Genomic DNA, 24,224 nt, shown 5'->3' on the forward strand with positions numbered 1-24,224 from the left:
GCATGTCGCCCAACGCCGAGTCCACCGCCTTCCGCAGCGCACTCGAGGTGATCCGGGCGGTCGAACCCCGGGTGGCCGACGCCATCGGCGCGGAGCTGACCGACCAGCGTGAGTCGCTGAAGCTGATCGCCAGCGAGAACTACGCCTCCCCGGCGACCCTGCTGACCATGGGCAACTGGTTCAGCGACAAGTACGCCGAGGGCACCGTCGGCCGTCGTTTCTACGCCGGCTGCCAGAACGTCGACACCGTCGAGGCGCTCGCCGCCGAGCACGCCAAGGAACTGTTCGGGGCCAGCCACGCGTACGTACAGCCGCACTCGGGCATCGACGCCAACCTGGTCGCCTTCTGGGCGATCCTGGCCGACCGGGTCGAGTCCCCCGCCTTGCAGAAGGCCCAGGTACGCCAGGTCAACGACCTGACCGAGGAGGACTGGTTCGCGCTGCGCCGCGAGCTGGGCAACCAGCGGATGCTGGGCATGTCGCTGGACGCCGGCGGCCACCTCACCCACGGTTTCCGGCCGAACATCTCCGGCAAGATGTTCGACCAGCGCAGCTACGGCACCGACCCGGCCACCGGTCTGATCGACTACGACCGGGTCGCCGAGGCCGCCCGGGAGTTCAAGCCGCTGATCCTGGTCGCCGGCTACTCGGCGTACCCCCGGAAGGTGAACTTCCGGATCATGCGGGAGATCGCCGACTCGGTCGGCGCGACCTTCATGGTCGACATGGCGCACTTCGCCGGTCTGGTCGCCGGGAAGGTCTTCACCGGCGACTTCGACCCGGTGCCGCACGCGCACATCGTCACCACCACCACCCACAAGTCGCTGCGCGGCCCGCGCGGCGGCATGGTGCTCTGCGGCCCGGAGCTGGCCGACCAGGTCGACCGGGGCTGCCCGATGGTGCTCGGCGGTCCGCTGCCGCACGTGATGGCGGCCAAGGCGGTCGCGCTGGCCGAGGCGCGGCGGCCCGACTTCGCCGACTACGCGCAGCGGATCGTCGACAACGCCCAGGCCCTCGCCGAGGGGCTGCTGCGCCGGGGCACCACCCTGGTCACCGGCGGCACCGACAACCACCTGGTGCTGCTCGACGTCTCCGGCTACGGCCTGACCGGCCGGCAGGCCGAGCAGGCGCTGCTCGACTCGGGCATCGTCACCAACCGCAACGCCGTCCCGCAGGACCGCAACGGCGCCTGGTACACCTCAGGCATCCGGATCGGCACCCCGGCGCTGACCACCCGGGGCCTCGGCACCGCCGAGATGGACGCCACCGCCGAGCTGATCCACACCGTGCTCAGCCAGACCACGCCGGGTGCCAACGCCGACGGCACCCCGTCGAAGGCCAAGTACGTGCTCGACCCGGCGGTCGCCGACTCGGTCGGCAAGCAGGCCACCGACCTGCTCGCCGGCTTCCCCCTCTACCCCACCGTCGACTTGGGCTGACCCGGCCCGCTCCACGTCCGGTCGGGGGGTTCCGGTGGCGGAACCCCCCGACCGACGGGGAGCCGACGGGTGCCGGGATCAGGTGAGGGGACGCTTGAGGTGGTAGCGGTGGACCTCGGTGCTGCCCTGGATGTTGTTGACGTCCTCGGCGGCGGAGACCAGCTCCCAGCCTTCCCGGCCGACCCGGTTGAGGTGGGCGATCGCGGTGTCGCCGTACGCCGTGACGTCGGTGCGTGAGCCGTCCGGGCCGTACCAGACGAACGAGACGTGGAACTGGCGTCCCTGTCCCTGGTAGCGGCGGACCAACAGGGCGTACTCCCAAGCGACCATGCGTCCATTATGGCCACCGCCCCGACCGCCGCACAGCACGGGGGGTGGCGGTTCGGCGACACCGGGTGGGGGTCGGGTGCCACCGGACAGACACCGCCCGCGGACGCGGCGGTCAGCCGGCCGGGACCGCGGTACGGGTCAACTCGTCGGTGATCAGTGCGGCCAGCCGGTCCAGACCGAGGTCGATCTGCGCCGGGGTGACGGCGCTGACCGACAGCCGCAACGCGTCGACCGGGCGGCCGTCGTCGTAGAAGTGCGCCATCGGGGTCCAGAGCACCCCGTACCGCTCGGCGGAACGGCGCAGCAGCGCGTCGTCCACCGGGAAGGGGACGGTGACCACGACGAAGAACCCCCCGGCCGGGGAGTTCCAGCGCACCGGCGACCCGGCCGGGAAACGCCGCCGCAGGCCGGCGAGGAGATGGTCCCGGTTGCGGGTGTACGCCGCCCGTTCCCGCCGGTTCGCGGCGACCAGCGAACAGCCGTGCTCCAGCAGCGCCCCACCGATGACGGCCTGGGCCAGCGGCGACGTGTTCACCGAGACCATGCTCTTGATCTTGGCGAGCTGGTCGGCGAACAACCCCACCGCACCGTCGACCCCACCGACCCGCTGGTCGGCCACCAGGTAGCCGATCCGCGCCCCGGGCAGCACCGTCTTGGCGAACGAGCCGAGATAGACCACCCGCCGTCGGGTGTCCAACGCCTTGAGCGTCGGCACCCGGTCGGCGTCCCCCGCCGGGAACAGCCCGTACGGGTTGTCCTCGATGAGCAGCAGGTCCTCCTCGGCGGCCAGGTCGAGCAGCCGTTGCCGGTCGGCCAGGCCGATGCTGGTGCCGGAGGGGTTGGCGAAGTCGGGCATCACGTAGCAGGCCCGGGGCCGTAACCCCTCGTCCCGGGCCCGGTGCGCCTGCGCCCGCAGGTCGGCCAGGTCCACCCCGGCCGGACCACCGGCCACCGGCCGCACCGGCAGGTCCACCAGCCGGGCCGCCCCGGTCAACCCCACGTACGTCGGGGCCACGGCGAGCAGCACGTCGGTCGGGCCGGCCCGCAACGCCCGCAGCACCAGCAGCATCGCCTCCTGGCAGCCGACGGTCACCACCACCGCCTCGTCGTCGACGTGGACGTCCTCGTCGACGGCGAGGTTGCGGGCGATCAGGTGGTGGATGATCCCCTTGGTCCGGCCGTACTGGAACAGGGTGCGACGGACCTGCTCGGGCGTCTGCCCGAGGTCGTCGGCGAGGTGCCGGCGGAACCGGTCCAGCCAGCGCCCCGGCGCGTCGTCGTCGAAGAACTCCTCGTAGGGCCGCCCGGCCGCCAGCGACACCGCGTCGGGCCAGTGCTGGGACACCTCGTTGAGGAAGTTCATCGAGTTCAGCGCCGGGTCGTCGACCGCCGGGTGCAGGGTCGCCAGGTCCAGGTCCACCAGATGCTCCAACGGGTCAGCCTCCGGTCAGGGTACGCAGCCGCCGGGCCTGCGCCGGGTCGGCACAGCCGGTCAGGGTCAACGCGTCGCGCAACTCGACGGCGAGCAGGTCGAGAGCGGCCTGCGCGCCGGCCCGCCCGCCGGCCGCCAGCGCCCACAGCATCGGGCGGCCCAGCAGCACCCCGGACGCGCCGAGGGCGAGCGCGCGCAGCACGTCCGTGCCGGACCGCACCCCGCTGTCCAGCAGCACCTCGATCCGCTCGCCGACGGCCGCGACCACCTCGGGCAGCATGGTCGCGGTGGCCGGCGCCCCGTCGAGCTGCCGGCCGCCGTGGTTGGAGACCACCACGGCGTCCACCCCGACGTCGGCGGCGCGGACCGCGTCACGCGGGTCGAGGACCCCCTTGACCAGCAGCGGCAGCCGGGTGCGCTCCCGCAGCCAGGCCAGATCCGCCCAGGTCAGGGCGGGAGCGAAGACGGCCTCGGTGTGCGCGGCGATGGCCGACACGCCGGGGGTGCCGGCATGGGCCAGGTCGTCCCGGCCGGCGGGCAGGTTGGCGGCGGTCACCTCCGGCGGCAACGCGAAGCCGTTGCGCACGTCGCGTAGCCGCCGGCCGAGCACCGGCACGTCGACGGTGACCATCAACGCCGCACAGCCGGCGGTGTGCGCCCGGTCGAGCAGGTCGGCGACCAGCCCCCGGTCACGCAGCCAGTAGAGCTGGAACCAGACCGGCCCGGCGGTGGCGGCGGTGACCTCCTCGACCGGGGTGCTGCTCAGCGTGCTCAGCACGTAGGGCACCCCGGCCGCGCCGGCCGCCGCCGCCAGCGCCGGCTCGCCGTCCGGGTGCAGCAACCGCTGGTACGCCATCGGCGCGACCGCCACCGGCATCGCCTGATCGCGGCCGAGCAGCGGCGCGTGGGTGCGCGGGCGTTCCACCCCGGTCAGCACCCGGGGCAGCACGGCGACCCGGTCGAGGGCGGCCCGGTTGGCGGCCAGCGTGGTCTCCACCCCGCTGCCCCCGCCGACGAAGTCCCAGACGCCGGGCGGGAGCGTCCGCCGGGCCAGCTCGGCGAAGTCGGCCAGGCTGACCGGCGGCCGGTCGCCGTCCCCACCCGTCCCGACGGTGGCCGGCGGCGCGGTGTCCGGCGGCCCGGCGTCCGGTCCGACGGTGGCCGGCGGGCCGGCGGGAGGGGGGAGCACGGTCACCGCTCGTCCCCCACCGTGGCGGTGACGGGGGCGTCGGCCGGCGGGGTGGGCAGCCCGAAGACCTCCCGCAGGAAGGCGGCGGCCTCGTCCTGGGCGCGCCGGCCGGCGTCGAAGACCCCGGGCATGGCGAAGAACCCGTGGATCATGCCGGGATAGCAGGTGGCCCGCACCGGCACGCCGGACTCCCGCAGCCGCTGCGCGTACCGCTGTCCCTCGTCGCGCAACGGGTCGTGCTCGGCGGTGACCACCAGGGCCGGCGGCAGGCCGGACAGGTCGTCGGCGAGCAGCGGCGAGGCCAGCGGGTCGGTGGCGTCCGCCGGGTCGGCCAGGTAGTGACCCCGGTACCAGTCCACGGAGTGCCTGTTGAACAGCAGCGGATCCTGGTCGGCGGCGGGGCGGGGGGCGGCCCGCTGGTCGGTGTTCGGGTAGACCAGCAACTGACCGGCCAGCCGGGGGCCGCCCTCGGCGCGGGCCAGCAGGGTCACCGCCGCCGCCAGGTTGCCCCCGGCGCTGTCGCCGCCCACCACCAGCCGGTCCGGGTCCACGCCCAACTCGGCGGCGTGCCCGGCCAACCACCGGGTGGCGGCGTGGCAGTCCAGCACGGCCGCCGGGAACGGGTGCTCCGGGGCGAGCCGGTAGCCGACCGTCACCACCTGGCAGGGGGTGGCGTTGGCGAGCCGGCGGCAGATCCCGTCGGCGGTCTCCACGCTGCCCAGCGTCCAGCCACCGCCGAAGAAGTAGACCAGGGTGGGCAGCGGGCCGTCGCCGGCCGGCCGGTACACCCGGACCCGCAGGTCCCCGCCGGGGCCGGGGACGGTCGTGTCGCGTACCTCGTGGACCGGCTCGACGTCACCACCACCGGCCCGGATCGCGGCCAGGTCGGCGGCGCGGGCCTCGGCGAGGGTCTGGGTGTACAGCGGTGGCGTGCCGGCGGCGGCCCGCGCGGCCCGGTAGGCCACCACCTGGGGGTCGAGGGACATGGGATGGGGCTCCTATCCGCCGGTGGTGACGAAGAGCTTGTCGATGCCGCGCAGGAACAGGCTCCCGCTGTAGTCGGCCGGCTGGCTGACCGCGAGCCGGGGGAACCGCGCGAAGAGCCGGGGCAGGCCGAGCCGACCCTCCAGGCGGGACACGGCCGCGCCGAGGCAGAAGTGCGGGCCGACGCCGAAGGCCAGCGACGGGGGGCCGTCGCGGCGCGGGTCGAACCGGTCCGGCCCGGGGAAGCGGTGCGGGTCCCGGTTGGCCCCGGCGATGATCAGCAGGACGTTCTCGTCCCGGGCGACCGGCACGCCGCCCAGCACGGTGTCCCGGGGCGCGGCGCGGGCCAGGAAGTGCACCGGGCTCTGCAGCCGCAGCACCTCGTCGACGCAGCCCTGGGCCAGGGTCTCGTCGCCGGGCAGCGCGGCCACCGTGTCGGGGTGCTCCAGCAGCACCGGCAGGCCGTTGCTGAACATGTAGACGGTGGTGACGAAGCTGGCGTTGAACAGCACGATCAGGTTGCTGATCAACTCCTCCTCGGTCAGGTCGACCTCGCCGGAGTCCAGCGCCTCGACCAGACCGGAGATCAGATCCTCACCCGGCTGGCGGCGGCGGTGCCCGATCAGGTCCCGGTAGAGTGCCCGCAGCTCCTCGGCGGCCTGGTTGGCCAGCGCCAGCCGCTGCGGGGTCTTGCCGGCCACGTCGAGGAACTCGTCGATCCAGTCGACCCGTTGCCGGTACCAGGCCAGCTCGCTCTCGGGCAGGCCGATGAACTCGGCCATCACCAGTGCCGGCACCGGGTAGGCGAAGTCCGCGACGAAGTCGATCTCGGAGCCGTCGGCCCCGGTGTCGGCCATCCGGTCCAGCAGGGTGTCGACCACCCGGACGATCACCGGTTCCAGCGCGCCGAGCCGGCGCGGGGTGAAGGTACGGGAGAACACGCCCCGCATCCGGCCGTGGTCGGGCGGGTTGACGAACATCATCGACGACTGGAAGGTCCGCAGGATCTCCTGCTCCTCCCAGCCCGGTGGGGGTTGCTTGTACCACTCCGGGTCGCGCAGCACCTGGTCGACCAGGTCGTAGCCGACGGCCACGGCGCTGACCGTGCTGTGCTCCGGACGGTTCGGGATGACGCTGATCGGCCCGTGTTCGTGCAGGGCCGCGTACCACGGATAGGGGTCCTGCCGGCCGGCCTCGCTGTAGAGACCGGACAGGATCTCGTCGACGTCCACGATGGTGCTTCCTCCCCAGGAAATGACCGGGGGGCGACGGGTCCTCCCCGCCGCCCCACCGGTGTCACAGACCGAGCAGTCGAAGGGGTACGGCGTCCGCCAACGCCTGGTTTCCGGCGTCGTTCGGGTGGATGTGGTCACCGGCGTCGTACGCGGGCAGCAGCCGGCTCGGCTGGGCCGGGTCGCGCAGCACCGCGTCGAAGTCGAGCAGCCCGTCGAACTCGGCCGCTCCCGGGCCGCGCAGCCAGGTGTTCACCGCCTGCCGGGTGGTCTCCTTCTCGGGCGTCCACACCCCCGGGTTGCCGTGCCCCTCGTACGGGGTGAGGGTGACCGCGAGGCTGCGCAGGCCGCGCGCCTTGGCCTGCTTGTTGATCTGCCGCAGCGAGGCGATGATCCGGTCGGCGGAGTCGTCGGACATCCAGATGTCGTTGATGCCGAGGTGGGTCACCAGGGTCTTCACGCCGGTCTGCGGGAAGACGTCCTCGTTGAGCCGGGCCAGCGCGTTCGGACCCAGCTCGTAGTAGCCGGGGAAGCCGCCCGCGCCGGGCTCGGTGCCCTCGTGGTTGAGCCGGTTGCCGGCCAGGCTCAGGTTGAGCACCCCCGGGGTACGCACCTCGGGACGGGCGGCGACCAGCCGCCCGGCGAGCAGTTCCGGCCAGCGCTTGTTGGCGTTGACGGTGCTGCCGTTGGCGTCACCGATCGAGTCGCTGAGCACCACCACCGCGCCGGGGCTCTGCTGGCGCAGCACGTCGATGCCGGACAGGAACATCCAGCAGCAGTCCGGGCGGATGGTGAAGCCGGCGCCGTCGGCCGCGGTGGTCAGGTCGTTCGCCCCGATGAAGGTGGTGACCTTGGACTGGCCGTGGAACGTGACCGGCCCGGTGAGCACCGGGAAGTGCAGGGTGACGACCAGGTCCTCCTGCTCGCCGACCGCGTAGGTCAACGGGTCGCTGAGCAGTTCGGCACCCTTGTTCATGGTCGCCGAGGTGGAACCGCCGAACTTCAGCTCCCGCACGCTGCCGGGCAGGATGTCCGACCGGTCGGTCAGGGTGGCGGTGTTCGGGCGGGCGACGGTGGCGTGCCCCACCTGCACCGCCTGCTCACCGTAGAGGTTGCTCAGCCGGACCCGCAGCCGCTCCCCACCCACGGTGGTGCGCACGGTCATCCGGATGCTCTGGTTGTTCAGGCCGGTGTTCGTCAGCCCGACGGTGTTGCCGCGGGTGACCGCCGCGGCCCACGTACCCGCCCACTGCGCCCGGGCGGCTGCCCCGCCGGTGTCGGAGTCGGACGGACCGGCGCTGGCCACCACCGCCGGGGCGCCCACGACCAGCAACACGGCCGCGGACGCTATGACCTGCCATCTCTTCGGGGTCGACATTGAACCTCCATGTTGGGCCGCCCAGGGCCGGCGCCCATTGACGGCACCGCCCGGACGATGGTCCAGAAACCTAGCCGCGACGTCTGACAGGCGTCAATCAACCCGATAGACATGATCAAAAGTCCATGATGGCCGGTCACCCGCCGTTCGGCTCTGTCACCGGGCGAGGCCACCGGCCTAGGCTCGCTAGCGGCGGCGGTGCGGTCGCCCATGGCGCGCACCCCCGTCGCGGGCCGGGCTGTGACCTGCTCGGACGCCAACCCGGCCGGTCGCCACGGCGGGTCCCACCGGGCCGCCGGCGACCCGCCGCATCGAGCTGGGGGCTGTGCGATGACCGACGGGGTCGACCGATCCACCACCTACGTGCACGACGCGCTGGCGCTGTTCGCCGGGTTCGACGACCGGGAGGCCCTGGTCGGCGACGGCCGCCGGCTGACCTACCCGCAGGTCGCCGCCGAGGTACGCGGGCTGGCGTACGCCCTGACCAGCCACGGGGTACGCCCCGGCGCGGCGGTGCTGGTGATGCTCGGCAACGCGGTGGAGGGCCCGCTGCTGCAGCTCGCCCTGCACCTGCTCGGCTGCCGGAGCATGTGGATCGCCCCGGTCACCTCCCGGCGGGAGATCGACGAGTTCGTCCGGCTGGCCCGCCCCGACGTGTTCGTGCACCACGCGTACGCCCCGGACGGGCTGGGCGACCGGATCGCCGCCTCGCTGCCCGGGGTGCCGGTGCTGCGGCTGGGCATCGAGCTGACCGCCGACGCCCCGCCGGTCGAGCTGCCCGCGCGGGTGCCGACGCCGGAGTCGTTCCTGCAGACCAGCGGCACCACCGGCACCCCGAAGCTGGTGCACCACCGGGAGAGCTTCTACCGGCAGGTGCTGGCCCTGGCGGCGGATTTCCGCGCTGCCGGGTTCCCGCTGTTGCGGCACCTGTCGCACTCGCCGATGTGGCTGGCCAGCGGGCAGATCACCACCCTGTTCAACCTGTTCACCGGCGGGGTGCTCTTCCTGCGTCAGCAGTGGGACCCGGCCGCGTTCATCGCCACCGTGGACGCCGAGCGGCTCACCTCCACGTTCGTCACCCCGCCGATGCTCTACGAGGTGCTCGACCATCCGGCCCTGCCCGGCGCGGACTTCTCCGCCATGTTCATGTTCAACGTGGGCGCGGGACCCGCCGCACCCGCCCGGCTGCGCCAGGCCATCGCCCGGTTCGGCCCGTGCCTGCGCATCGTGTACGGCCTCAGCGAGGCGGTGGTGATCTGCGCCCAGCCCGGCCTGACCGAGGACCCGGCGCACCCGGAGCGGCTGGGTTCCTGCGGCCGGCCGTACGGGGACGTGACGGTGGAGATCCGCGACGCCGACGGGCGGGTGCTGCCGGCCGGCACCGACGGTGAGGTGTGGGTGCGGACGAAACTGAGCTTCCACGGCTACCACGGCCAGCCCGAGCTGACCGCCGACACGCTCGTCGACGACTGGGTACGCACCCGCGACATCGGCCACCTCGACGACGACGGGTTCCTCTACCTGGTCGACCGGTTGCAGGACCGCATCCTCACCCGGCAGCGCAGCTGGCCGATCTACTCCCGGCCGATCGAGGACGTCCTCGCCGGGCATCCGCAGGTCCGCGCGGCGGCGGTGATCGGGGTGCCCGACCCGGTCGCCGGGGAGCTGCCGTACGCGTACGTGGTGCCGACGCCGGGGGCGACGGTGACCGGGGCGGAGCTGATCGACCTGGTCACCACCGAACTGAGCGACACCTGGGCGCCGGGTGCGGTGGAGTTCGTCGACGCGCTGCCACTGAACCGGTCGGCGAAGGTGGACAAGCGGGCGCTGCGCGAACGGTACGCCGCCGGCGCTGCCGCCGATCCGGTCGGCAGCCCGTCGTGACCGCCGACGCCGACACCGGCCCCCGGACAGCCACCGGCGCCGACGGGTGGCCGGCCGACGGCCCCGACGCCGCCACCGGGGCTCCCGGCGGGGTGTCCGGCCGGCAGCCGGCCGGCGGCCCGCCCGGTGCCGGACCGGCCGCCGGTCAGGCCGACGCCGCTTCGGGTGACACCGGAGCGGGAGGTGCCGGGGCAGGTGAAGGCGGGTCGCTCGCCGCACCGCCGGGTCCCGAGCGGCGGGCCGCCCGGCGGGAACTGGTCACCCTGGTCGCCGCCGACCTGATCTCCAACCTGGGCAGCCGGATCTCGGTGATCGCGATCCCCTGGCTGGTGCTCACCACCACCGGCAGCCCGGCCAAGATGGGCATCGTCGCGGCGGCCGAGTTCCTGCCGTACATGCTGTCCAGCTCGTTGGCGACGCCGTGGGCGGACCGGTTCGGGGTCCGGCGTACCTCGATCACGGTGGACGCGGCGAGCGCAGCCGTGATCGCGGTGGTGGCGCTGGCCCCGTGGCTCGGTTTCGGGGCCCTAGTCGCCCTCGTCGCGGTGGCCGGCGGACTGCGTGGCATCGGCGACCGGGTCAAGCACGTCATGTTCCGGCCCGCCGCGCAGCGCGCCGGGGTGGAGCTGATCCGCCTCACCTCCGCCTACGACGGGCTGGCGCGCGGGGTGGCGCTGTTCGGCACGGTCATCGGCGGTCTGCTCATCGACTGGGTCGGGGTGACCCGGGCGATCTGGATCGACGCGGGCACCTTCGCGGTCTGCGCGCTGCTGGTCGGGATGCTGGTACGCCCGCCCGTGAGCGGCGCGCCCGCCGCGCCCCGGGAGGGCTACTTCCAGGCGTTGCGCACCGGCTTCGGCTACCTGCGCACCGACCGGGTGCTGCTGACCATGCTGGTGGTGGTCTCCGCGTTGAACATGTTCGCCGCCGCCAACACGGCCGTGTGGGTGCCGCTGTGGGTCCGCGACGAGTTCGGCGACCCGGCCGGGTTCGGGCTGGTGCTCGGGGTGTTCGGCGGTGGCGCGCTGCTCGGCAACGTGGTCTTCACGATGCTCGGCCCCCGGCTGCCCCGGACCCTGATCTTCGCGGCCGGGGCGGCGCTGAGCGGTGCGCCCCGGCTGCTGGTGCTCGCGCTGACCGACCACCTGGTGGTGGTGCTGGTGGTGACGTTCCTGTCCGGGATCGGCATCGCGGCGGTCAACCCGCTGCTCGGCGCGGCCCTCTACGAACGGGTACCGGACGCGTTGCAGACCCGGGTGCTGGGGATCTCCGGCTCGCTGGCGTTCGTCGGGTTGCCGGTGGGGGCGCTGGTCGGCGGCTGGTCGGTGGCGGCCCTCGGGCTGCGACCGGCGCTGCTGGTGATGGCGGTGGTGTGCGCGGTGCTGACCGTGACACCGCTGGTCGCCGGGCCGTTGCGGATGGGCCGGCCGGCACCCCCACCGACGGCCGTCGACAAGGTCTGACGGTCAGGTCGCCACGGCCAGCCCCACCGTCAGTCCAGGTCGTCGCAGACGTTGTGGGTGGTGCCGTGCAGCATGGTGACGGTCTTGTCGTAGTCGGCGGTGAACCGGACGACGAACTGACCGTCGATCAGCCACAACCCCTTCGGCAACGAGCCGGCGTCGTCCCGGAACCCGAGCAGCACCGGGCCGGTCACGTACCAGGTCATCGCGCCGTCGACGGCGTAGCTGACCAGGGAGGTGCCGCTGGCGTCCACCCGGGTGACGGCCCCGGTGTCGGTGTTGGTCACCGTCTCGATCAGCGCGCCGGTGTACAGCTCCCGGCGTGGCGAACCGTCCGGGTCGGTCGTCAGCACCAGCTTGCGGACCTCGTCGACCTCGGCCGCCACCCGGATGCCGAACGCGCAGCGGGCCCCGGCCGGCAGGGTGAACTCCTCCTGGGGGGCCGGCACCCAGCCCCCGGTGGGGCGACCGCCGGCCGCCGCCGCAGCGGTCGGCACGGTCCCCGCCAGCGTCACCGCGGTCAGGGCGGCACCGAGTCTCGTCGTCCAGCGCATGGGCACTCCCGTTCTCCTCGTCGTCGTCCGGTCCAGGGTCACCGGCCGTCCTCACCACCGGCTGACCTGTCCGGCAGGGGCGGCGGAGGAGCACGATCCCCTTCTGCCGGGCCGCTGACCACCGGCTCACCGGACACCGTCCACGGTTGCCCCGACGAGCCGGACGATCACCGAACCGCTCCCGGTGCGCGGATGGCGGGCGACGTCGCCGACGCCGACGGCGGGAACACCGGGGACGATCCGTGACCGGTGGTCGTCCCGGGCGTCGGTGACCACGGCGGCGGCAACCGATCGGGCCGGCCAGGTGGTCTCAGCGGCATGGAGTTCCGTCTGCTCGGCCCGTTCCAGGCCCGCCAGGAGGGCATCGTCGTCGATCTCGGGGTCCGCCGCCAGGAGCGGTGCCTCCTCGGGCTGCTCCTGCTCGACGTGGGACACCTGGTCGGCACCGACCGCCTCATCGACCTGCTCTGGCCGGACCGGCCGCCGGCCTCGGCCCGCAGCGCGGTGCACACCTACATCGGACGGTTGCGGGCCGCGCTGAGGCCGTACCGGGTGCGGATCGCCACCGGCGGTGACGGCTACCTGGTGCACGACGACGGGCACACCGTGGACGTGGCCGAACTCGCCCGGTTGGTGCACCGGGCAGGTGGCAGCACCGACCCGGCCGAGCGGGTGCGACTGCTCGACCGGGCGCTGGCCCTGCCGCACGGGCCGTTGCTCGCCGACACCGCCGACGACGAGCTACGCGACCGGCTGGCCGGTCCGATCGAGGACCTGCGGCTGACCGGCGTCGAACTGCGGGCGGCGGCCCGGCTCGCGCTCGGCCAGCACACCCGGGTGGTCATCGAGCTGACCCCGCTGGTGGCCCGGCATCCGAGCCGGGAGGAACTGGTGGCGACGTTGATGACCGCGCTGTACCGCGGTGGCCGACAGACGGACGCGTTGGTGCTGTACCGGCACACCCGGCGCACCCTGGTCGAGGAGATCGGGGTCGAACCGGGGGTCCGGCTGCGGGAGGTGCACCGGGGAATCCTCCGGGCCGACCACCGGCTGGACCGGGCGGACCGGCCGGTCTACGAGGTACGGGTGCGCGGCGAGGCGTTGCCGTGGGGCGTCGGCGGGCACCCGGCGCTGGAGCTCTGCAACACGTTCGCCGGTTGGCGACACGAACCGCCGGTGCCGGGGGCCGAATGGCTGCGCGGCTACCGCACGCTCGCGGTGTGGACCGGGCACGCCGGCCTGGTCGACGACCCGACCGTGGGCCGGCTGATCGAGCTGGGCCGCCGTGATCCGGCCGGCGCGGCGGTGGTCCTGGACGAGGTGCGTACGCTGCGGGCCCGGCTGTACGCCTGCCTCACCGACCCGGCCGACGGACCGGCCTTCGACGCGGTGGCCCGGTACGCCGAGCAGGCCGCCCGGACGCTGGTGTTCCGCCGGGAGACCGACGGACGGGGACGGTGGTGGCCCGGTCCGGCGACCGGGTTGCGACTGCCGGTGCACGCGGCGGCGTGGAGCGCCGCGGAACTGCTCGCCGATCCGCGCCGGCTCACCGTCCGGGCCTGCCCGGACCCACGCTGCGGATGGCTCTTTCTCGACGACACCGGGATGCGGCGCTGGTGCAGCCTGGCCACCTGTGGCCGGACGGCCGCCGAGGCGCCCTGCCGGGGCAGCTGAGACGCCCCGGGTCGGCGCTGGTGTCATCCGCGTCGCCACTGCGTTGCCGGACACCCGGGTCCGCACCAGCGTGGATCGTCGTGGGAGGCGACGGCGGGGATCCCGGCCGATGCGGTGCCGGCGCTGGTCGGCGCAGCTGGACGACCACCAGGCGATCCGAGGGGTCGGTGTGATCGACGACATCCGCACGGTCGGCTACATTCCCGGCCATGTCATCGACGTTGACCGAGGCCACCGATCCGTACTGCCTGCGCGAGGGGGAGAGTGCCGCGCTGCTCCGTGACCATCCGTGGCACCGGTTCGTGGTGGTCGGCGACAGCGTCGCCGAGGGCATGTGCGAGCCGGTCGAGGGCTACCCGGACGTGCAGTGGGCCGACCGGATCGCCGCCGAACTGTCGGCGGTACGGCCCGGCTTGGCGTACCTGAACCTGGGTCGGCGCGGGCTGCGGGCGCAACAGGTCCGGGCCGGGCAGCTCGATCGGGCGTTGGCCTTCTCCCCCGATCTGGCGCTGGTGGTCTGCGGCGGCAACGACGCCTTCCGGACGGCGTTCGACCCGGACGCGGTGGACACCGAGTTGACCGCGATCGTCGGGGCACTGCGCGACGCCGGGGCCGACGTGATCACAGTGGGCATGTTCGACGTGTCGCACAGCCCGGCGGTCCCGGCGGCGCTGCGGCCCGGACTGGGCGCCCGGATGCGGCTGCTCTCCTCGCGTACCGGCCGGCTGGCCGACCGGTTGGGGGCGCTGCACGTGCACCTGACCGATCATCCGGCCGGCACCGACCCGTCGATGTACAGCAGCGACGGCCGGCACGGCAGCGCCCGCAGCGACGCCATCGCCGCCGCCGAGACCATCCGCCGCCTCGGCGTCCACCTCGGCAACCACCCCTGACACCCACCCCACCGGCCGGTCCTGCGCCCGCCCGCCCGGCCGGCAGGCCGGCCACCCGGCCGGAGCCGGGTGATCAAGAGGTTCGCGTCATCCGCCAGCGGAATGTTGACGCGAACCTCTTGATCACCGGGGCGGGGCGGGCGGGAGGCGGGGGCGGGAGGGCGGGGCGGGGCGGGGTCAGTCGGTGAGGAGGATGCCGGTGAGCAGGACGCCCCGGGCCAGGTTGAGGACCTCGTCGCAGCCGGGGAAGCCGACCCGGGCCAGCGCCCCCGAGCCGGTACGGCCGAACAGGTACGGGGCGATGCTGTAGGGCACCTCGGCGGTGACCGTCTCGCCGGTCTCGATCTGGACGAAGTCCATCTCCACCCGGTCGGCGGGCCAGTACCGCTGCAGGATGTCGCCACCCCGGTCGAGGGCGGCGCGCAGGCCCTCGGCCCACTCCGCGTCGCCCATCTCGCGGCCGATGAGCACCCCGTGGCCGGCCGAGCCGTCGGCCGGCTTGACCACCAGGTTCTCCCGGTCGGCCAGGGCCCGGTCCAGTTCGGCGGCGGTGAACGCCACGGTGTGCGGCACGTACCGGCGGATCAGGGCCTGGTCGTCGGCGGAGAGCAGGTCCAGGTCCTCGTAGAGCCAGGCAAAGTTGATCTTGTTGCCGAGCAGCCAGGCGGCGGTGCTGACGAACATCGGCAGGGTGCCGGCGTGCAGCGCCCCGGCCACCGCGTCCAGGCCGCTGCTCGGGGTGACCCGGTTGGGCACGAAGAGGCGGAACAGCGCGTCGACCGGCGCGCCGCCGACGACCAGCCGCTTCGCGTCGTCCAGGGTGGCCGCGCTGACCGGGGCGATCACCAGGTCGATGCCGAACCGGCGGGCCTGGTCGACCAGCGGAGAGAGGATCTTGATGAAGTCGTCAGGGGTCTCCAGGCCGGGGTAGTCGGCGTCGAAGTCGAGCAGCAGCGCCACCCGGGCCCCGTCGGGCAGGGACAGCCCGTCGCGGATCGCCACGAACCGCTGGTCCAGCAGGGACGGGGCCGGCCGCACCGGCAGCCCGTCGAGGATGCCCTGCTCCCGGTAGAGCGCCGCGTACCGGCGGACCACCGTGTCGGCGTCGAAACCGCCGCCCAGGCTGCTGTCGATGTTGTACTCGACGATTCTCGGCACCCCACCGGAGATCAGCACGTCGGGCCGGTAGGCGGCGAGCAGCTCCTCGGACAGCTCCTCGGACTCGTCGAGCAGCCGGGTCGCCCCCTCGGGCACCCCGAGCAGCCCGCGCAGTTCCCCGGCGGTGCGGGCCCGCCGCCGGCAGGCGTCCAGGATGAGCTGGGCGATCCGGTCGCAGACCTCGTTCAGCTCGCGGAACGCGTCCGCCGGCATGACCGGGGGCCGGGCCAGCCGCCACTGCTTGTTGTACGTCGCGCAACCGTAGAAGATCTCCCGCCAGGCGGCGGCCCCGCTGGACACCATCGCCGTACGGGCCGTCTCCGGCAGCTCGCGCCACGCCTGACCGGGCTCGGGCCAGGGGTAGTTCGGATCGGTCATGATCTGTCCTTCATGGTCAGTTGGATGGCGGCGGTGAGTTGCTCCCGGCCCGGCTGAACGGCCCGGTCGAGCACCGGCGCGAAGGGCAGCACCGCGCCGTCCGGCCGGGTGACCCGGCGCGGCGGCGCGACCAGCGGCACCCGCTCCAGCACCGAGGTGATGATCTCGGCGGCGATGCCGCAGGACCGGTTGGAGTCGTCGACGACCACCAGCCGGCCGGTGCGGGACACCGAGTCGAGCAGGCCGTCGAGGTCGAACGGGTAGATCGTGCGCGGGTCGAACACCTCCACCGACACCTGGTCGGCCAACTCCTCGGCGACGGCCAGCGCGTCGTGCACCAGGTGCCCGACGGCGACCACGGTGACGTCGTCGCCGGCCCGGCGGACCACCCCACGCCCCAGCGGCACCGGGGCGAGGGTGGCGAAGTCGACGTCGTCGCGGACCTCCAGCGCGGCGGCCGGGGCGAAGACCACCACCGGGTCGTCGTGCCGGATCGCCGAGGCCAGCAGCCCGTACGCGTCGGCCGGGGTGGCCGGCACCACGGTGACGATCCCGACGTGCGCGAACAGCGAGTACGGGTGGTCGGAGTGCTGCCCCGCCCAGCCGGTGCGGGAACCGGAGCCGGGCACCAGGTAGGTGACCGGCACCGAGCACTGCCCGCCGGTCATCATCGGGAACTTGTGCGCGTGGTTGACGATCTGCTCGAAGACCAGGAACAGCAGGGACGGGATCTGGAACTCCACCACCGGCCGCAGCCCGGCCAGCGCCGCCCCGGTGGCGAAGCTGGTGAACGCCTGCTCCGACAGCGGGGTGTCCAGCACCCGGTCCGGCCCGAACCGCTTGAGCAGGCCCGGGGTGACGTTGGACGCGCCCACCCGGATGTCCTCGCCGAGCAGGAACACCGACTCGTCCCGGGTCATCTCGTCGGTCAGCGCCCGGGTCAGCGCCTTGCGGTACGACAGCCGCGGCATCTCAGGAGCCTCCCCGGGCGGTCAGCCCACTGGCGTACAGGTGGTCCAGCGCACCGGCCGGGTCCGGTTCGGGGCCGGCCAGGGCGAACGCGACGGCCGCGTCGAGGGTCGCCTCCACCTCGGCGTCGACCGTCTCCCGGTCGGCCGGGGACAGCCGGGCACCCTGGATCTCCACCGGGTCCCGGGACCGGCCGTCGGCCACCTCCTGCGGTGTGCGGTACTGCAGGCGTACCGCGTGTTCGAAGGTGTGGTGGGCGTCGAACCGGTAGGTGCGGGCCTCGACCAGCTCCGGCCCGCCGCCGTCGCGCATCCGCGCGACGGCGGCGGCGGTGACCTGCCGGACCGCCTCCGGGTCCTGCCCGTCGACGACGGTGGCCCGGATGCCGAACGCCTCGGCCCGCCCGGTGATGGTGCCGGCGACCGCACCGGCCACCGGCATGGTGGTGGCGTAGCCGTTGTTCTCGCAGACCAGCAGCACCGGCACCCGCCAGAGCGCGGCCAGGTTGAACGCCTCCAGCAGCATCCCCTCGTTGACGGCACCGTCACCGAAGAAGCTCGCCCCCAGCACGGGGTTCCCGCGCTGCCGGTGGGCCCACACCGCGCCGGTGAGGATCGCCGGGGACGCCCCGACGATCGCGTTGGCGCCGAGCACCCCGAGGGAGAGGTCCGCGGCGTGCATCGAGCCGCCCCGGCCCCGGTTCAGTCCGGTTTCCCGGCCGCACAGTTCGGCCATCATCCGGGCCGGGTCGGCACCCTTGGCGAGCACGTGGCCGTGCCCCCGGTGGGTGCCGGTGACCAGGTCCCCCGCGTCGAGCGCGGCGCACACGCCGGCGGCGATCCCCTCCTGACCGAGGTAGGGGTGGATGCCGCCGACGATGTGCCCGGAGCGGACCAGGGCGATGGCCCGCTCCTCGAACCGGCGGATGAGCCGTACGGTGCGGTAGAGCCGGGCCGGGTCGGCGTCGGTCACCGGTCGCGGCCCTCCTTGACGGCGGCGAGGATGTCGTCCCAGAGCTGGGCACGGGCGGCCAGCGCCAGGTTGACCGTGTCGGCGCACTCCTGCCACTTGACGTCGTCGTCGCCGCACAGGTCGGCGAGCATCTGCATCGCCATCGGGGTGTGCTGCTCGCCGTCGACCTCGATGTGCCGCTCCAGGTAGTCGACGAAGGTGTGCAGCCGGTTGCTGCGCTCGTTGACCGCGACGACCTGGGTGAACATGTCGGGGATCAGGTCCTCCCGACCGAAGGCGAACGCGGCGGCCTGGCAGTGCACCGGGGTCGACTCGATGATCTTCCAGGTGGTGGCGGCGAAGGCCCGCGACGCCTCGGGCACCCCGGCCTCGACCAGTGCGTCGGTCACCGACGTGCCGCCGCGCAACAGGTCGACCAGCCGGTCGACGGCGGTGGTGTCCGCGCCCGCCTCGCCCATCCCCCGCACGTACAGCTCGAAGTGGCTGATGTAGCCCTCGCCGAGTTCGTCGCTCTCCTCGACCATGACGATGTCGTTGATCAGCCGGCGGCTGCCGGTCGGCCCGGTGGGGATCCACGGCACCGTCACGCAGGTCAGCTGCCGCTGCAGCGACTTCAGCAGGGACATGAAGTCCCAGACCGCGAAGACGTGGTGCTCCATGAAGGTGACCAGCGCCTCGTGGGTGTCCAGGTTGGCGTAGAGGGGGTGCTTGACCACCACGTCGCGGCGGTCGGTCACCGCCTGCTCCAACCGCTCGATGCCCGGGTGTGTCTTGCCCCAGTCGTACCGTGACATGTTCTAGCCTTCCTGCTGGGCGCGGTCGCGCCAGATGACCGGGCAGTAGTCGGGGTCGGCGTAGTCCGGCCGACCCTCGGGGGTGCGGCGGACCAGCACGTCGTGGTTGTAGGCGGCGAGGCTGCCGTCCGAGAGCGGGAACTCCCGGTGGGCGTTGTCGCCGTCCTGCAGGTGCAGCGAGATCGCCCGGCGCGGGCGTCCGCTGACGTTGGCACCGCTGCCGTGGTAGGTGCGGCAGTGGTGGAAACTCATGTGCCCCTTGGGGATCACCATGGGGATCTTGCGGATCTGTGCGCCGTTGTGCGCCGCGTTCTCGGCCAGCATCTCCTCGAGCTGGTCGCGGTCCCGCTCGGCGAAGTGCCGTACGACGGTGTCGTCCGCGCCGATCTCCGACCACCGGTGGGAGCCGTCGACCATGGTGATGGTGCCCATCTCCTCGCCGCAGTCGTGGAACGGGATGAACGCGGTCAGCATCCGCTCCGACGACGAGGACGACCAGTAGTGCTTGTCGAAGTGCCAGGGCACGATGTTGGACGGCTCACCGGAGATCGGCGGCTTGTAGATCAGCGTGGACTGGAAGATCCGGATCTCGTCGGCCCGGGCCAGCCGGGCGGCGACCGCGCCGATCAGCGGCTTGCGCAGGATCGCGGCGATCCCGTCGTGCTCGTAGTGGACGTAGTCGTTGTGTCGCTGCACCGGCCCCTTCGACGGGTCCCAGTAGGCGAGCTTCGGCGGGCGCACCGGCAGGGTGCGGTCCCGCTCGCCGTCGTAGTAGCGGTCGGTGGCCGCGGTCAGGGCGTCCACCTCGTCGTCGGTGAGCAGCTTCTTGGACAGGTACCAGCCGTGCTCGGCGTAGTGGCGCACGTCCTCCGCCGAGGGGAGCAGCGCCTCCTCCTCGGCGGTCAACGTCGGATGTGTCGTGGTCATGCACCTGCTCCTCGTGCCGTGCCGGCCGCGACGGCGGGGGTCGCCCCCGCCACGGCCAGCTCCCGTTCCTTGGCCTCGTAGAGGGCCCGGATGTTGCCGCTGCCGAAGGTGCGTGCCCCTCGCCGCTCGATGAGTTCGAGGAAGAGGGTGCGCCGCACGTGCATCGACTCGGTGAAGATCTGCAGCAGCTGCCCGCCGTGGTCGGCGTCGACCAGGATGCTGAGGTCCCGCAGCCGGTCCAGCGGCGCGTCGATCTTGCCGACCCGCTGCTCCAGGTCGTCGTAGTAGGCCGCCGGGGTGCCGGCGAAGCGCACCCCGCGGGCGCCGAGCGCGCCGACCGCGCCGACGATGTCGTCGGTGCGCAGCCCCAGGTGCTGCACCCCGGCCCCGTGGTGCTCACTGAGGAACTTGTCGATCTGGCCGGGACGCCGCCCGGCGTCCGGTTCCAGCAGCACCAGGGTGACCCGCCCGGAGGCGTCCTGCACCACCTTGGAGTTCATCGCCTGACCGGCGACCTCGATGTGCTCCTCGAAGATCTGCGCGAAGCCGAAGACCCGCTCGTAGAGCGTCACGGTGTCGTCGAGCTGACCGGGCGGCACGCAGACCGCCAGGTGGTCGATCTCGGCGAGCAGCCGGTCGTCGGTCCCGCCGGCCGGGGTCGCCTCGATCGCACCGGGCAGGAAGTCGGCCCGGTCGCCCCGGCGTTCCACCAGCCGGTGCAGCACGTCACCGAAGCCGCCCACCTCGGCGGTCACCACCTCGGCGTCCGCCCCGGTCCAGGTGCGCGGCGGGGTCACCGGCGTCGCACCCCGGGCGACCAGCTCCGCGTACGCCCCGGCGGCGTCGCCGACCTCCACCGCCACGACCGCGATCCCGTCACCGTGCCGGGCCACGTACCCCGAGGCCGGATGCTCGGCGGTGAGGCCGGTGGTCAGCACCATCCGGATGTCGGCCTGCCCCAGCAGCAGGGACCGCTGCCCGACCAGCCCGGTCTCCGGCCCGCCCTGCCCGAGCAGGGTGAAACCGACGGCGGTACCGAAGTAGAAGGCCGCCTGCCGGGCGTCCCCCACGTACATTTCAATGTGGTCTATTCCACGAATATCCATCTCTCCAGCCCTTCCCCATGTCCCCCCGTGACTGCCGTCCGGGCGCGTGCGGCCCGGGTCGCAGCGTCGATCACCTCCCCGGCTCGGCGGGCCGGGCGCCAGCCCCGGTGGTGCGCCGCAGCAGCAGGCTGACGTTCTGCCCGCCGAATCCGAAGGAGTTGGTGAGCGCGAATTCGGCCCGGCTCGCCCGGGGCACGTCGCGGACGTGGTCCGCCGGGCAGTCCGGGTCCGGGTCGTCCAGGTGGTACGTCGGCGGCAGCAGGCCGGCCCGCAGTGCCAACGCGCAGGCCGCCGCCTCCACCACGCCGGACGCGCCGAGCAGGTGCCCGGTGAGCGCCTTGGTGGAGCTGACCGGCACCCCGCCGACCCCGAAGACCTTGCCCAGCGCGGTGCTCTCGGCGATGTCACCGAGTTTGGTGCCGGTGCCGTGGGCGTTGACGTAGCCGACCTCGGCCGGCGGGACGTCGGCCCGGGCGAGGGCGGCGCGCATGCAGTCGGCCGCCCCCTCCCCGTCGGGCCGGGGCATCGTCGGGTGGTGCGCGTCGGTGGTGCTGCCGTAGCCGGCCACCTCCGCGTAGGTGCGCACGCCGCGGGCGGCGGCGTGCTCCGCCCGTTCCAGCACCAGCAGGGCGGCACCCTCGGCGAGCACGAACCCGTTGCGTCGCCTGTCGAACGGGCGGCTCGCCTCGGTCGGGTCGGCCCAGCCCCGGGCCAGTGCGCGGGCGTTGCCGAAGGTGTCGGCGAAGGTCGGGAAGAGCGGCGCCTCGCTGGCCCCGCAGAGCACCACGTCGGCCTCGCCGGCCCGGATCAGCCGGGCCGCGTCGGCGACCGCCTGGGCCCCGGAGGCGCAGGCCGTGCCGACCGAGGAGCTGTAGCCGCGGATGCCGTGGGCGATGGCGATCCGCGCCGAGGCCATGTTCGGCAGGATGCCGGTCAACAGGTACGGGCTGACCGCCGCCCGGCCCCGCTCGGTGCGGGCGATCACCTGCTGCTCCAGGGTGGACATGCCACCGACCCCGCCGACGACGACGCCGATCCGCGCCGGGTCGACGTCCCGACCCACCGTGATGCCCGCGTCGGCGAGCGCGTCGGCGGCGGTGAGCAGGGCGAACAGCACGACCCGGTCGAGCACCTTGGTCTCCGGGCCGGTGGCGACCGTCCGCGGGTCGATCGGCGGAAGCACCCCGGCGACCTCCAGCGACTCCCGGGCCGGGTGCCCCTCGGGCGGGCGACCCAGCCCGGACCGGCCGGTGGTCAACGCGGTGAAGGTGTCGGCCACGCCCCGCCCGACGGGGCTGAACAGGCCCATGCCGGTGATGACGACGGTCATGACGACGACTCGGCGAGGTAGCGTTCCCGCAGCGCCACCTTGCGGACCTTGCCGGTGACGGTGACCGGGATGTCGTCGGCGCTCACCGGCACCACCCGGCGCAGGGTCGCCCCCACGTCCGCGCCGAGGGCGGCCCGGATCGTGTCGGTGCGGTCGACCGTCGGGTCGGCCCCGGCGGCCAGCTCCAGCAGCACGTCGGTGGTGACCGTGTCACCGTCGGCGACGATCAGCACCGTGCAGTCGGTGACGTCGGGGCAGGCGGCGAGGACGCGTTCCTCGGACAACGCGGTGAAGTAGCGCCGCCCGTCGGGCAGCGTCACCGCGTCGACCGCCCGGTCCAGGTGGTAGTAGCGGCCGTCGGCGTCGGCGTGGACCAGGTCACCGGTGAGGTACCAGCCGCGCAGCCGGAACCGGTAGCTGGTCACCGAGTCGTTCCAGTAGCCCCGGAACAGCGACGGCGAGTCGATGCCGAGGAAACCCACCTGGCCGGGGGGCAGCTCGTTGCCCTCGGCGTCGAGGACGGCCACCCTGGCGAAATGGTAGGGCCGGCCAACGCAGCGGCCGTACCGGTCGGTGTCGGTGGTGTGCGTGATATGGAACATCGAGTGCCCCATCTCGCTGGAGCCGAGGCCGTCGATGAAGACGGAACCGGGGACCCGGGTGACGCCCTGCCGGGTGACCACGTCCCGTGAGCCGACCGCGACGAGCCGGCGGACGTGCGGCTCGTGCGAGCAGTCGCCGGTGTTGAACCACAACCGCACCGAGTCCAGGTCGTACCCGCTGAGATCGAAGCGGGCCAGCTCGGCCCAGGTCATCGAGAAGCCGAAGACCCCGTCGGGCCGCCACCGCTGGATGGCGTCGAGGACCCGTTCGCCGCCCTGCTCGGAGAGCAGGAACATCTCCGCCCGGTTGCCGAGCGCCTGGTTGACCATGAGCACCGTCGCGGTGTGCGGGGCGGGCAGCGCGTTGAGGATGCGGCGGGTGCCCTGCGCCTGCGGCATGGACAGCAGGTGCCGGGTGGCGGCGAAGAGGCTGGCGTGCGAGTGCAGCACCGCCTTGGGCACCCCGGTGGTGCCGGAGGTGTGGGTGATGACGATCGGGTCGTCGGGGTGGTGCCGGTAGTCGGCCGGGGCCTGCGCCGGGTCGCCGGCGCCGCCCTCCGCCGGGGTGCCGAGCAGGGGTACGCCCAGGTCGTGCCCGGCCAGCAGGTCGGTGTGCGCGGCGTCGGCGAGCACCCCGACGCCGCGCAGCCGGCGGATGTACTCGGCGGCGATCTCGGGGCGCAGCTTGCCGTTCATCAGCGCGGGGATCGCGCCGAGCCGGGTCAGCGCCAGGAAGCTCAGCACCATGTCGGCGGCGGCGGTGGCCCAGACGGCCACCGGGTCGCGGGGCTGCACCCCCCGGGCGTGCAGCCAGGCCGCCCGCGCGGCGACCCGCTCGTCGAGCTGCCCCAGGGTGAGCGGCTGCTCGGCGGGGTGCCCGTCGACCGGGGTGTCGAAGGTCAGCCCCGGCCCCTGTGGGTCAGCGCCGTGGGCCAGCACCCGGGCCAGCACGTTTCCCGCGCCGAGCTGCGCATCGGCGGCGAGCACCCCCCGCAGTCCCTTCGTCCTCATTGACTGTCTCCTCCCCCCAGCAGCACCGCGACCGCGCCGGTGGGCGTCGCGTCGGGTGCCTCGTCGATCAGGACCAGCAACGCCTCGTCGGCGTCGCCGTCGTACAGCAGCAGTTCCCCTTCGGCGACGGCGTCGGCCCGGGGGTCACCCGTCGGGCTCAGGCACACCACCGGCCCGGTCAGCCCCCACCGGGCGGCGACCTGCCCGGCGACGCTGTTGGGCACCGACTGGAAGAAGAACAGTGGACCGACCCGCCCCCCGGCGGCGACGGTCGAGCGCACGTGCGTGGCGCTGGGCCGGTCACCGGCGGCGCTGACCAGCACCACCGCGCACCGGGTGCCGGCCGCCGGCGGACCGCCGGGCCGGCGGTCCAGGCACCGCCCGGCCACCGCCGCGACCAGCGGCGCGAACGGCGAGTGCAGGAACCCGGGCAGCGGCGGTGGTGGCCCGTCGCCCGGTTCCGGCCAGCGCGCCTGCGCCAGCACCCGGGGTGCGCCGTGACCGGCCGGACGGCCCGGGACGATC

The 24,224-nt window shown here is 73.6% G+C and carries 21 protein-coding genes; 5 read left to right on the forward strand and 16 right to left on the reverse strand.

Annotation, left to right across the window (positions count from 1 at the left end; all coding sequences use genetic code 11):
• The first annotated feature begins 2 nt into the window (after nucleotides 1-2).
• Complete coding sequence (locus ACN268_RS07045) at nucleotides 3-1,439, forward strand: glycine hydroxymethyltransferase (RefSeq protein ID WP_421482328.1); 1,437 nt, start codon at nucleotides 3-5, stop codon at nucleotides 1,437-1,439.
• A 78-nt stretch (nucleotides 1,440-1,517) separates the two neighbouring features.
• Here ACN268_RS07045 and ACN268_RS07050 read toward each other — a convergent pair whose 3' ends face one another.
• The 6 genes from ACN268_RS07050 to ACN268_RS07075 form a co-directional block, all read right to left on the reverse strand.
• Complete coding sequence (locus tag ACN268_RS07050; protein WP_088646644.1) at nucleotides 1,518-1,769, reverse strand: hypothetical protein; 252 nt, start codon at nucleotides 1,767-1,769, stop codon at nucleotides 1,518-1,520.
• Between the two features lie 112 nt (nucleotides 1,770-1,881).
• A complete protein-coding gene (locus ACN268_RS07055) occupies nucleotides 1,882-3,201 on the reverse strand; it encodes a PLP-dependent aminotransferase family protein (protein WP_421482329.1) in 1,320 nt (439 codons plus the stop codon).
• A gap of 4 nt (nucleotides 3,202-3,205) precedes the next feature.
• Nucleotides 3,206-4,273: an alpha-hydroxy acid oxidase gene (locus tag ACN268_RS07060; protein ID WP_421486830.1), complete on the reverse strand. Its 1,068-nt coding sequence runs from the start codon at nucleotides 4,271-4,273 to the stop codon at nucleotides 3,206-3,208.
• 119 nt (nucleotides 4,274-4,392) lie between these two features.
• The gene (locus ACN268_RS07065) at nucleotides 4,393-5,376 is read right to left on the reverse strand and encodes an alpha/beta hydrolase (RefSeq protein WP_421482330.1); all 984 of its coding nucleotides are present in this window, start codon (nucleotides 5,374-5,376) and stop codon (nucleotides 4,393-4,395) included.
• A 12-nt stretch (nucleotides 5,377-5,388) separates the two neighbouring features.
• A complete protein-coding gene (locus ACN268_RS07070) occupies nucleotides 5,389-6,609 on the reverse strand; it encodes a cytochrome P450 (RefSeq protein ID WP_421486831.1) in 1,221 nt (406 codons plus the stop codon).
• Nucleotides 6,610-6,670: 61 nt separating this feature from the next.
• A complete protein-coding gene (locus ACN268_RS07075; RefSeq protein ID WP_421486832.1) occupies nucleotides 6,671-7,957 on the reverse strand; it encodes an SGNH/GDSL hydrolase family protein in 1,287 nt (428 codons plus the stop codon).
• 357 nt (nucleotides 7,958-8,314) lie between these two features.
• Here ACN268_RS07075 and ACN268_RS07080 point away from each other — a divergent pair, with 357 nt between their 5' ends.
• Nucleotides 8,315-9,868: a class I adenylate-forming enzyme family protein gene (locus ACN268_RS07080; RefSeq protein WP_421482331.1), complete on the forward strand. Its 1,554-nt coding sequence runs from the start codon at nucleotides 8,315-8,317 to the stop codon at nucleotides 9,866-9,868.
• A 254-nt stretch (nucleotides 9,869-10,122) separates the two neighbouring features.
• Nucleotides 10,123-11,331, forward strand: a complete 1,209-nt coding sequence (locus ACN268_RS07085) for an MFS transporter (protein ID WP_421486833.1) — start codon at nucleotides 10,123-10,125, stop codon at nucleotides 11,329-11,331.
• 29 nt (nucleotides 11,332-11,360) lie between these two features.
• Here ACN268_RS07085 and ACN268_RS07090 read toward each other — a convergent pair whose 3' ends face one another.
• Nucleotides 11,361-11,885, reverse strand: a complete 525-nt coding sequence (locus ACN268_RS07090) for a hypothetical protein (protein ID WP_421482332.1) — start codon at nucleotides 11,883-11,885, stop codon at nucleotides 11,361-11,363.
• A 318-nt stretch (nucleotides 11,886-12,203) separates the two neighbouring features.
• Between ACN268_RS07090 and ACN268_RS07095 the strand changes: the two genes are divergently transcribed.
• Nucleotides 12,204-13,559, forward strand: coding sequence for a BTAD domain-containing putative transcriptional regulator (locus ACN268_RS07095; RefSeq protein WP_421482333.1), 1,356 nt, complete (start codon nucleotides 12,204-12,206; stop codon nucleotides 13,557-13,559).
• 209 nt (nucleotides 13,560-13,768) lie between these two features.
• Nucleotides 13,769-14,452 (forward strand): SGNH/GDSL hydrolase family protein, encoded by a 684-nt coding sequence (locus tag ACN268_RS07100; RefSeq protein ID WP_363653713.1) that lies wholly within the window; start codon nucleotides 13,769-13,771, stop codon nucleotides 14,450-14,452.
• 177 nt (nucleotides 14,453-14,629) lie between these two features.
• Here the strand turns inward: ACN268_RS07100 and ACN268_RS07105 are convergent, their stop codons facing one another.
• The 9 genes from ACN268_RS07105 to ACN268_RS07145 all read right to left on the reverse strand — a co-directional run bounded on the left by ACN268_RS07105 (nucleotide 14,630) and on the right by ACN268_RS07145 (nucleotide 24,223).
• Entirely contained in the window at nucleotides 14,630-15,988 is a 1,359-nt protein-coding gene (locus tag ACN268_RS07105; RefSeq protein ID WP_421482334.1) for a hypothetical protein, read from the reverse strand.
• Nucleotides 15,985-16,959: an alpha-ketoacid dehydrogenase subunit beta gene (locus tag ACN268_RS07110; protein WP_208566502.1), complete on the reverse strand. Its 975-nt coding sequence runs from the start codon at nucleotides 16,957-16,959 to the stop codon at nucleotides 15,985-15,987. Before ACN268_RS07110 ends, ACN268_RS07105 begins: the two co-directional genes overlap by 4 nt.
• A gap of 1 nt (nucleotide 16,960) precedes the next feature.
• Nucleotides 16,961-17,929 (reverse strand): thiamine pyrophosphate-dependent dehydrogenase E1 component subunit alpha, encoded by a 969-nt coding sequence (locus ACN268_RS07115; protein WP_421482335.1) that lies wholly within the window; start codon nucleotides 17,927-17,929, stop codon nucleotides 16,961-16,963.
• Complete coding sequence (locus tag ACN268_RS07120) at nucleotides 17,926-18,723, reverse strand: DUF3050 domain-containing protein (RefSeq protein ID WP_421482336.1); 798 nt, start codon at nucleotides 18,721-18,723, stop codon at nucleotides 17,926-17,928. The genes ACN268_RS07115 and ACN268_RS07120 overlap by 4 nt, the downstream gene beginning before the upstream one ends.
• 3 nt (nucleotides 18,724-18,726) lie before the next feature.
• Nucleotides 18,727-19,650, reverse strand: coding sequence for a phytanoyl-CoA dioxygenase family protein (locus ACN268_RS07125; RefSeq protein WP_421482337.1), 924 nt, complete (start codon nucleotides 19,648-19,650; stop codon nucleotides 18,727-18,729).
• Complete coding sequence (gene hppD / locus ACN268_RS07130; RefSeq protein ID WP_421482338.1) at nucleotides 19,647-20,756, reverse strand: 4-hydroxyphenylpyruvate dioxygenase; 1,110 nt, start codon at nucleotides 20,754-20,756, stop codon at nucleotides 19,647-19,649. The genes ACN268_RS07125 and hppD overlap by 4 nt, the downstream gene beginning before the upstream one ends.
• Before the next feature lie 70 nt (nucleotides 20,757-20,826).
• A complete protein-coding gene (locus ACN268_RS07135) occupies nucleotides 20,827-22,086 on the reverse strand; it encodes a beta-ketoacyl-[acyl-carrier-protein] synthase family protein (protein ID WP_421482339.1) in 1,260 nt (419 codons plus the stop codon).
• A complete protein-coding gene (locus tag ACN268_RS07140; protein WP_421482340.1) occupies nucleotides 22,083-23,699 on the reverse strand; it encodes a class I adenylate-forming enzyme family protein in 1,617 nt (538 codons plus the stop codon). Before ACN268_RS07140 ends, ACN268_RS07135 begins: the two co-directional genes overlap by 4 nt.
• Nucleotides 23,696-24,223, reverse strand: a complete 528-nt coding sequence (locus ACN268_RS07145) for a beta-ketoacyl synthase chain length factor (RefSeq protein ID WP_421486834.1) — start codon at nucleotides 24,221-24,223, stop codon at nucleotides 23,696-23,698. Before ACN268_RS07145 ends, ACN268_RS07140 begins: the two co-directional genes overlap by 4 nt.
• Nucleotide 24,224 lies beyond the last annotated feature (1 nt).

The sequence above is a fragment of the Micromonospora sp. WMMD735 genome (assembly GCF_049178995.1).
Taxonomy (GTDB): domain Bacteria; phylum Actinomycetota; class Actinomycetes; order Mycobacteriales; family Micromonosporaceae; genus Micromonospora; species Micromonospora wenchangensis.

What these genes read in the sequence shown, in the direction of transcription:
- ACN268_RS07080 (WP_421482331.1), top strand. Translation starts at nt 8,315, where the DNA reads ATGACCGACGGGGTCGACCGATCCACCACCTACGTGCACGACGCGCTG.
- ACN268_RS07100 (WP_363653713.1), top strand. Translation starts at nt 13,769, where the DNA reads ATGTCATCGACGTTGACCGAGGCCACCGATCCGTACTGCCTGCGCGAG.
- ACN268_RS07110 (WP_208566502.1), bottom strand. Translation starts at nt 16,959, where the DNA reads ATGCCGCGGCTGTCGTACCGCAAGGCGCTGACCCGGGCGCTGACCGAC.
- ACN268_RS07105 (WP_421482334.1), bottom strand. Translation starts at nt 15,988, where the DNA reads ATGACCGATCCGAACTACCCCTGGCCCGAGCCCGGTCAGGCGTGGCGC.
- ACN268_RS07045 (WP_421482328.1), top strand. Translation starts at nt 3, where the DNA reads ATGTCGCCCAACGCCGAGTCCACCGCCTTCCGCAGCGCACTCGAGGTG.
- ACN268_RS07120 (WP_421482336.1), bottom strand. Translation starts at nt 18,723, where the DNA reads ATGTCACGGTACGACTGGGGCAAGACACACCCGGGCATCGAGCGGTTG.
- ACN268_RS07095 (WP_421482333.1), top strand. Translation starts at nt 12,204, where the DNA reads ATGGAGTTCCGTCTGCTCGGCCCGTTCCAGGCCCGCCAGGAGGGCATC.
- ACN268_RS07090 (WP_421482332.1), bottom strand. Translation starts at nt 11,885, where the DNA reads ATGCGCTGGACGACGAGACTCGGTGCCGCCCTGACCGCGGTGACGCTG.
- ACN268_RS07065 (WP_421482330.1), bottom strand. Translation starts at nt 5,376, where the DNA reads ATGTCCCTCGACCCCCAGGTGGTGGCCTACCGGGCCGCGCGGGCCGCC.
- ACN268_RS07125 (WP_421482337.1), bottom strand. Translation starts at nt 19,650, where the DNA reads ATGACCACGACACATCCGACGTTGACCGCCGAGGAGGAGGCGCTGCTC.
- ACN268_RS07140 (WP_421482340.1), bottom strand. Translation starts at nt 23,699, where the DNA reads ATGAGGACGAAGGGACTGCGGGGGGTGCTCGCCGCCGATGCGCAGCTC.
- hppD (WP_421482338.1), bottom strand. Translation starts at nt 20,756, where the DNA reads ATGGATATTCGTGGAATAGACCACATTGAAATGTACGTGGGGGACGCC.
- ACN268_RS07135 (WP_421482339.1), bottom strand. Translation starts at nt 22,086, where the DNA reads ATGACCGTCGTCATCACCGGCATGGGCCTGTTCAGCCCCGTCGGGCGG.
- ACN268_RS07050 (WP_088646644.1), bottom strand. Translation starts at nt 1,769, where the DNA reads ATGGTCGCTTGGGAGTACGCCCTGTTGGTCCGCCGCTACCAGGGACAG.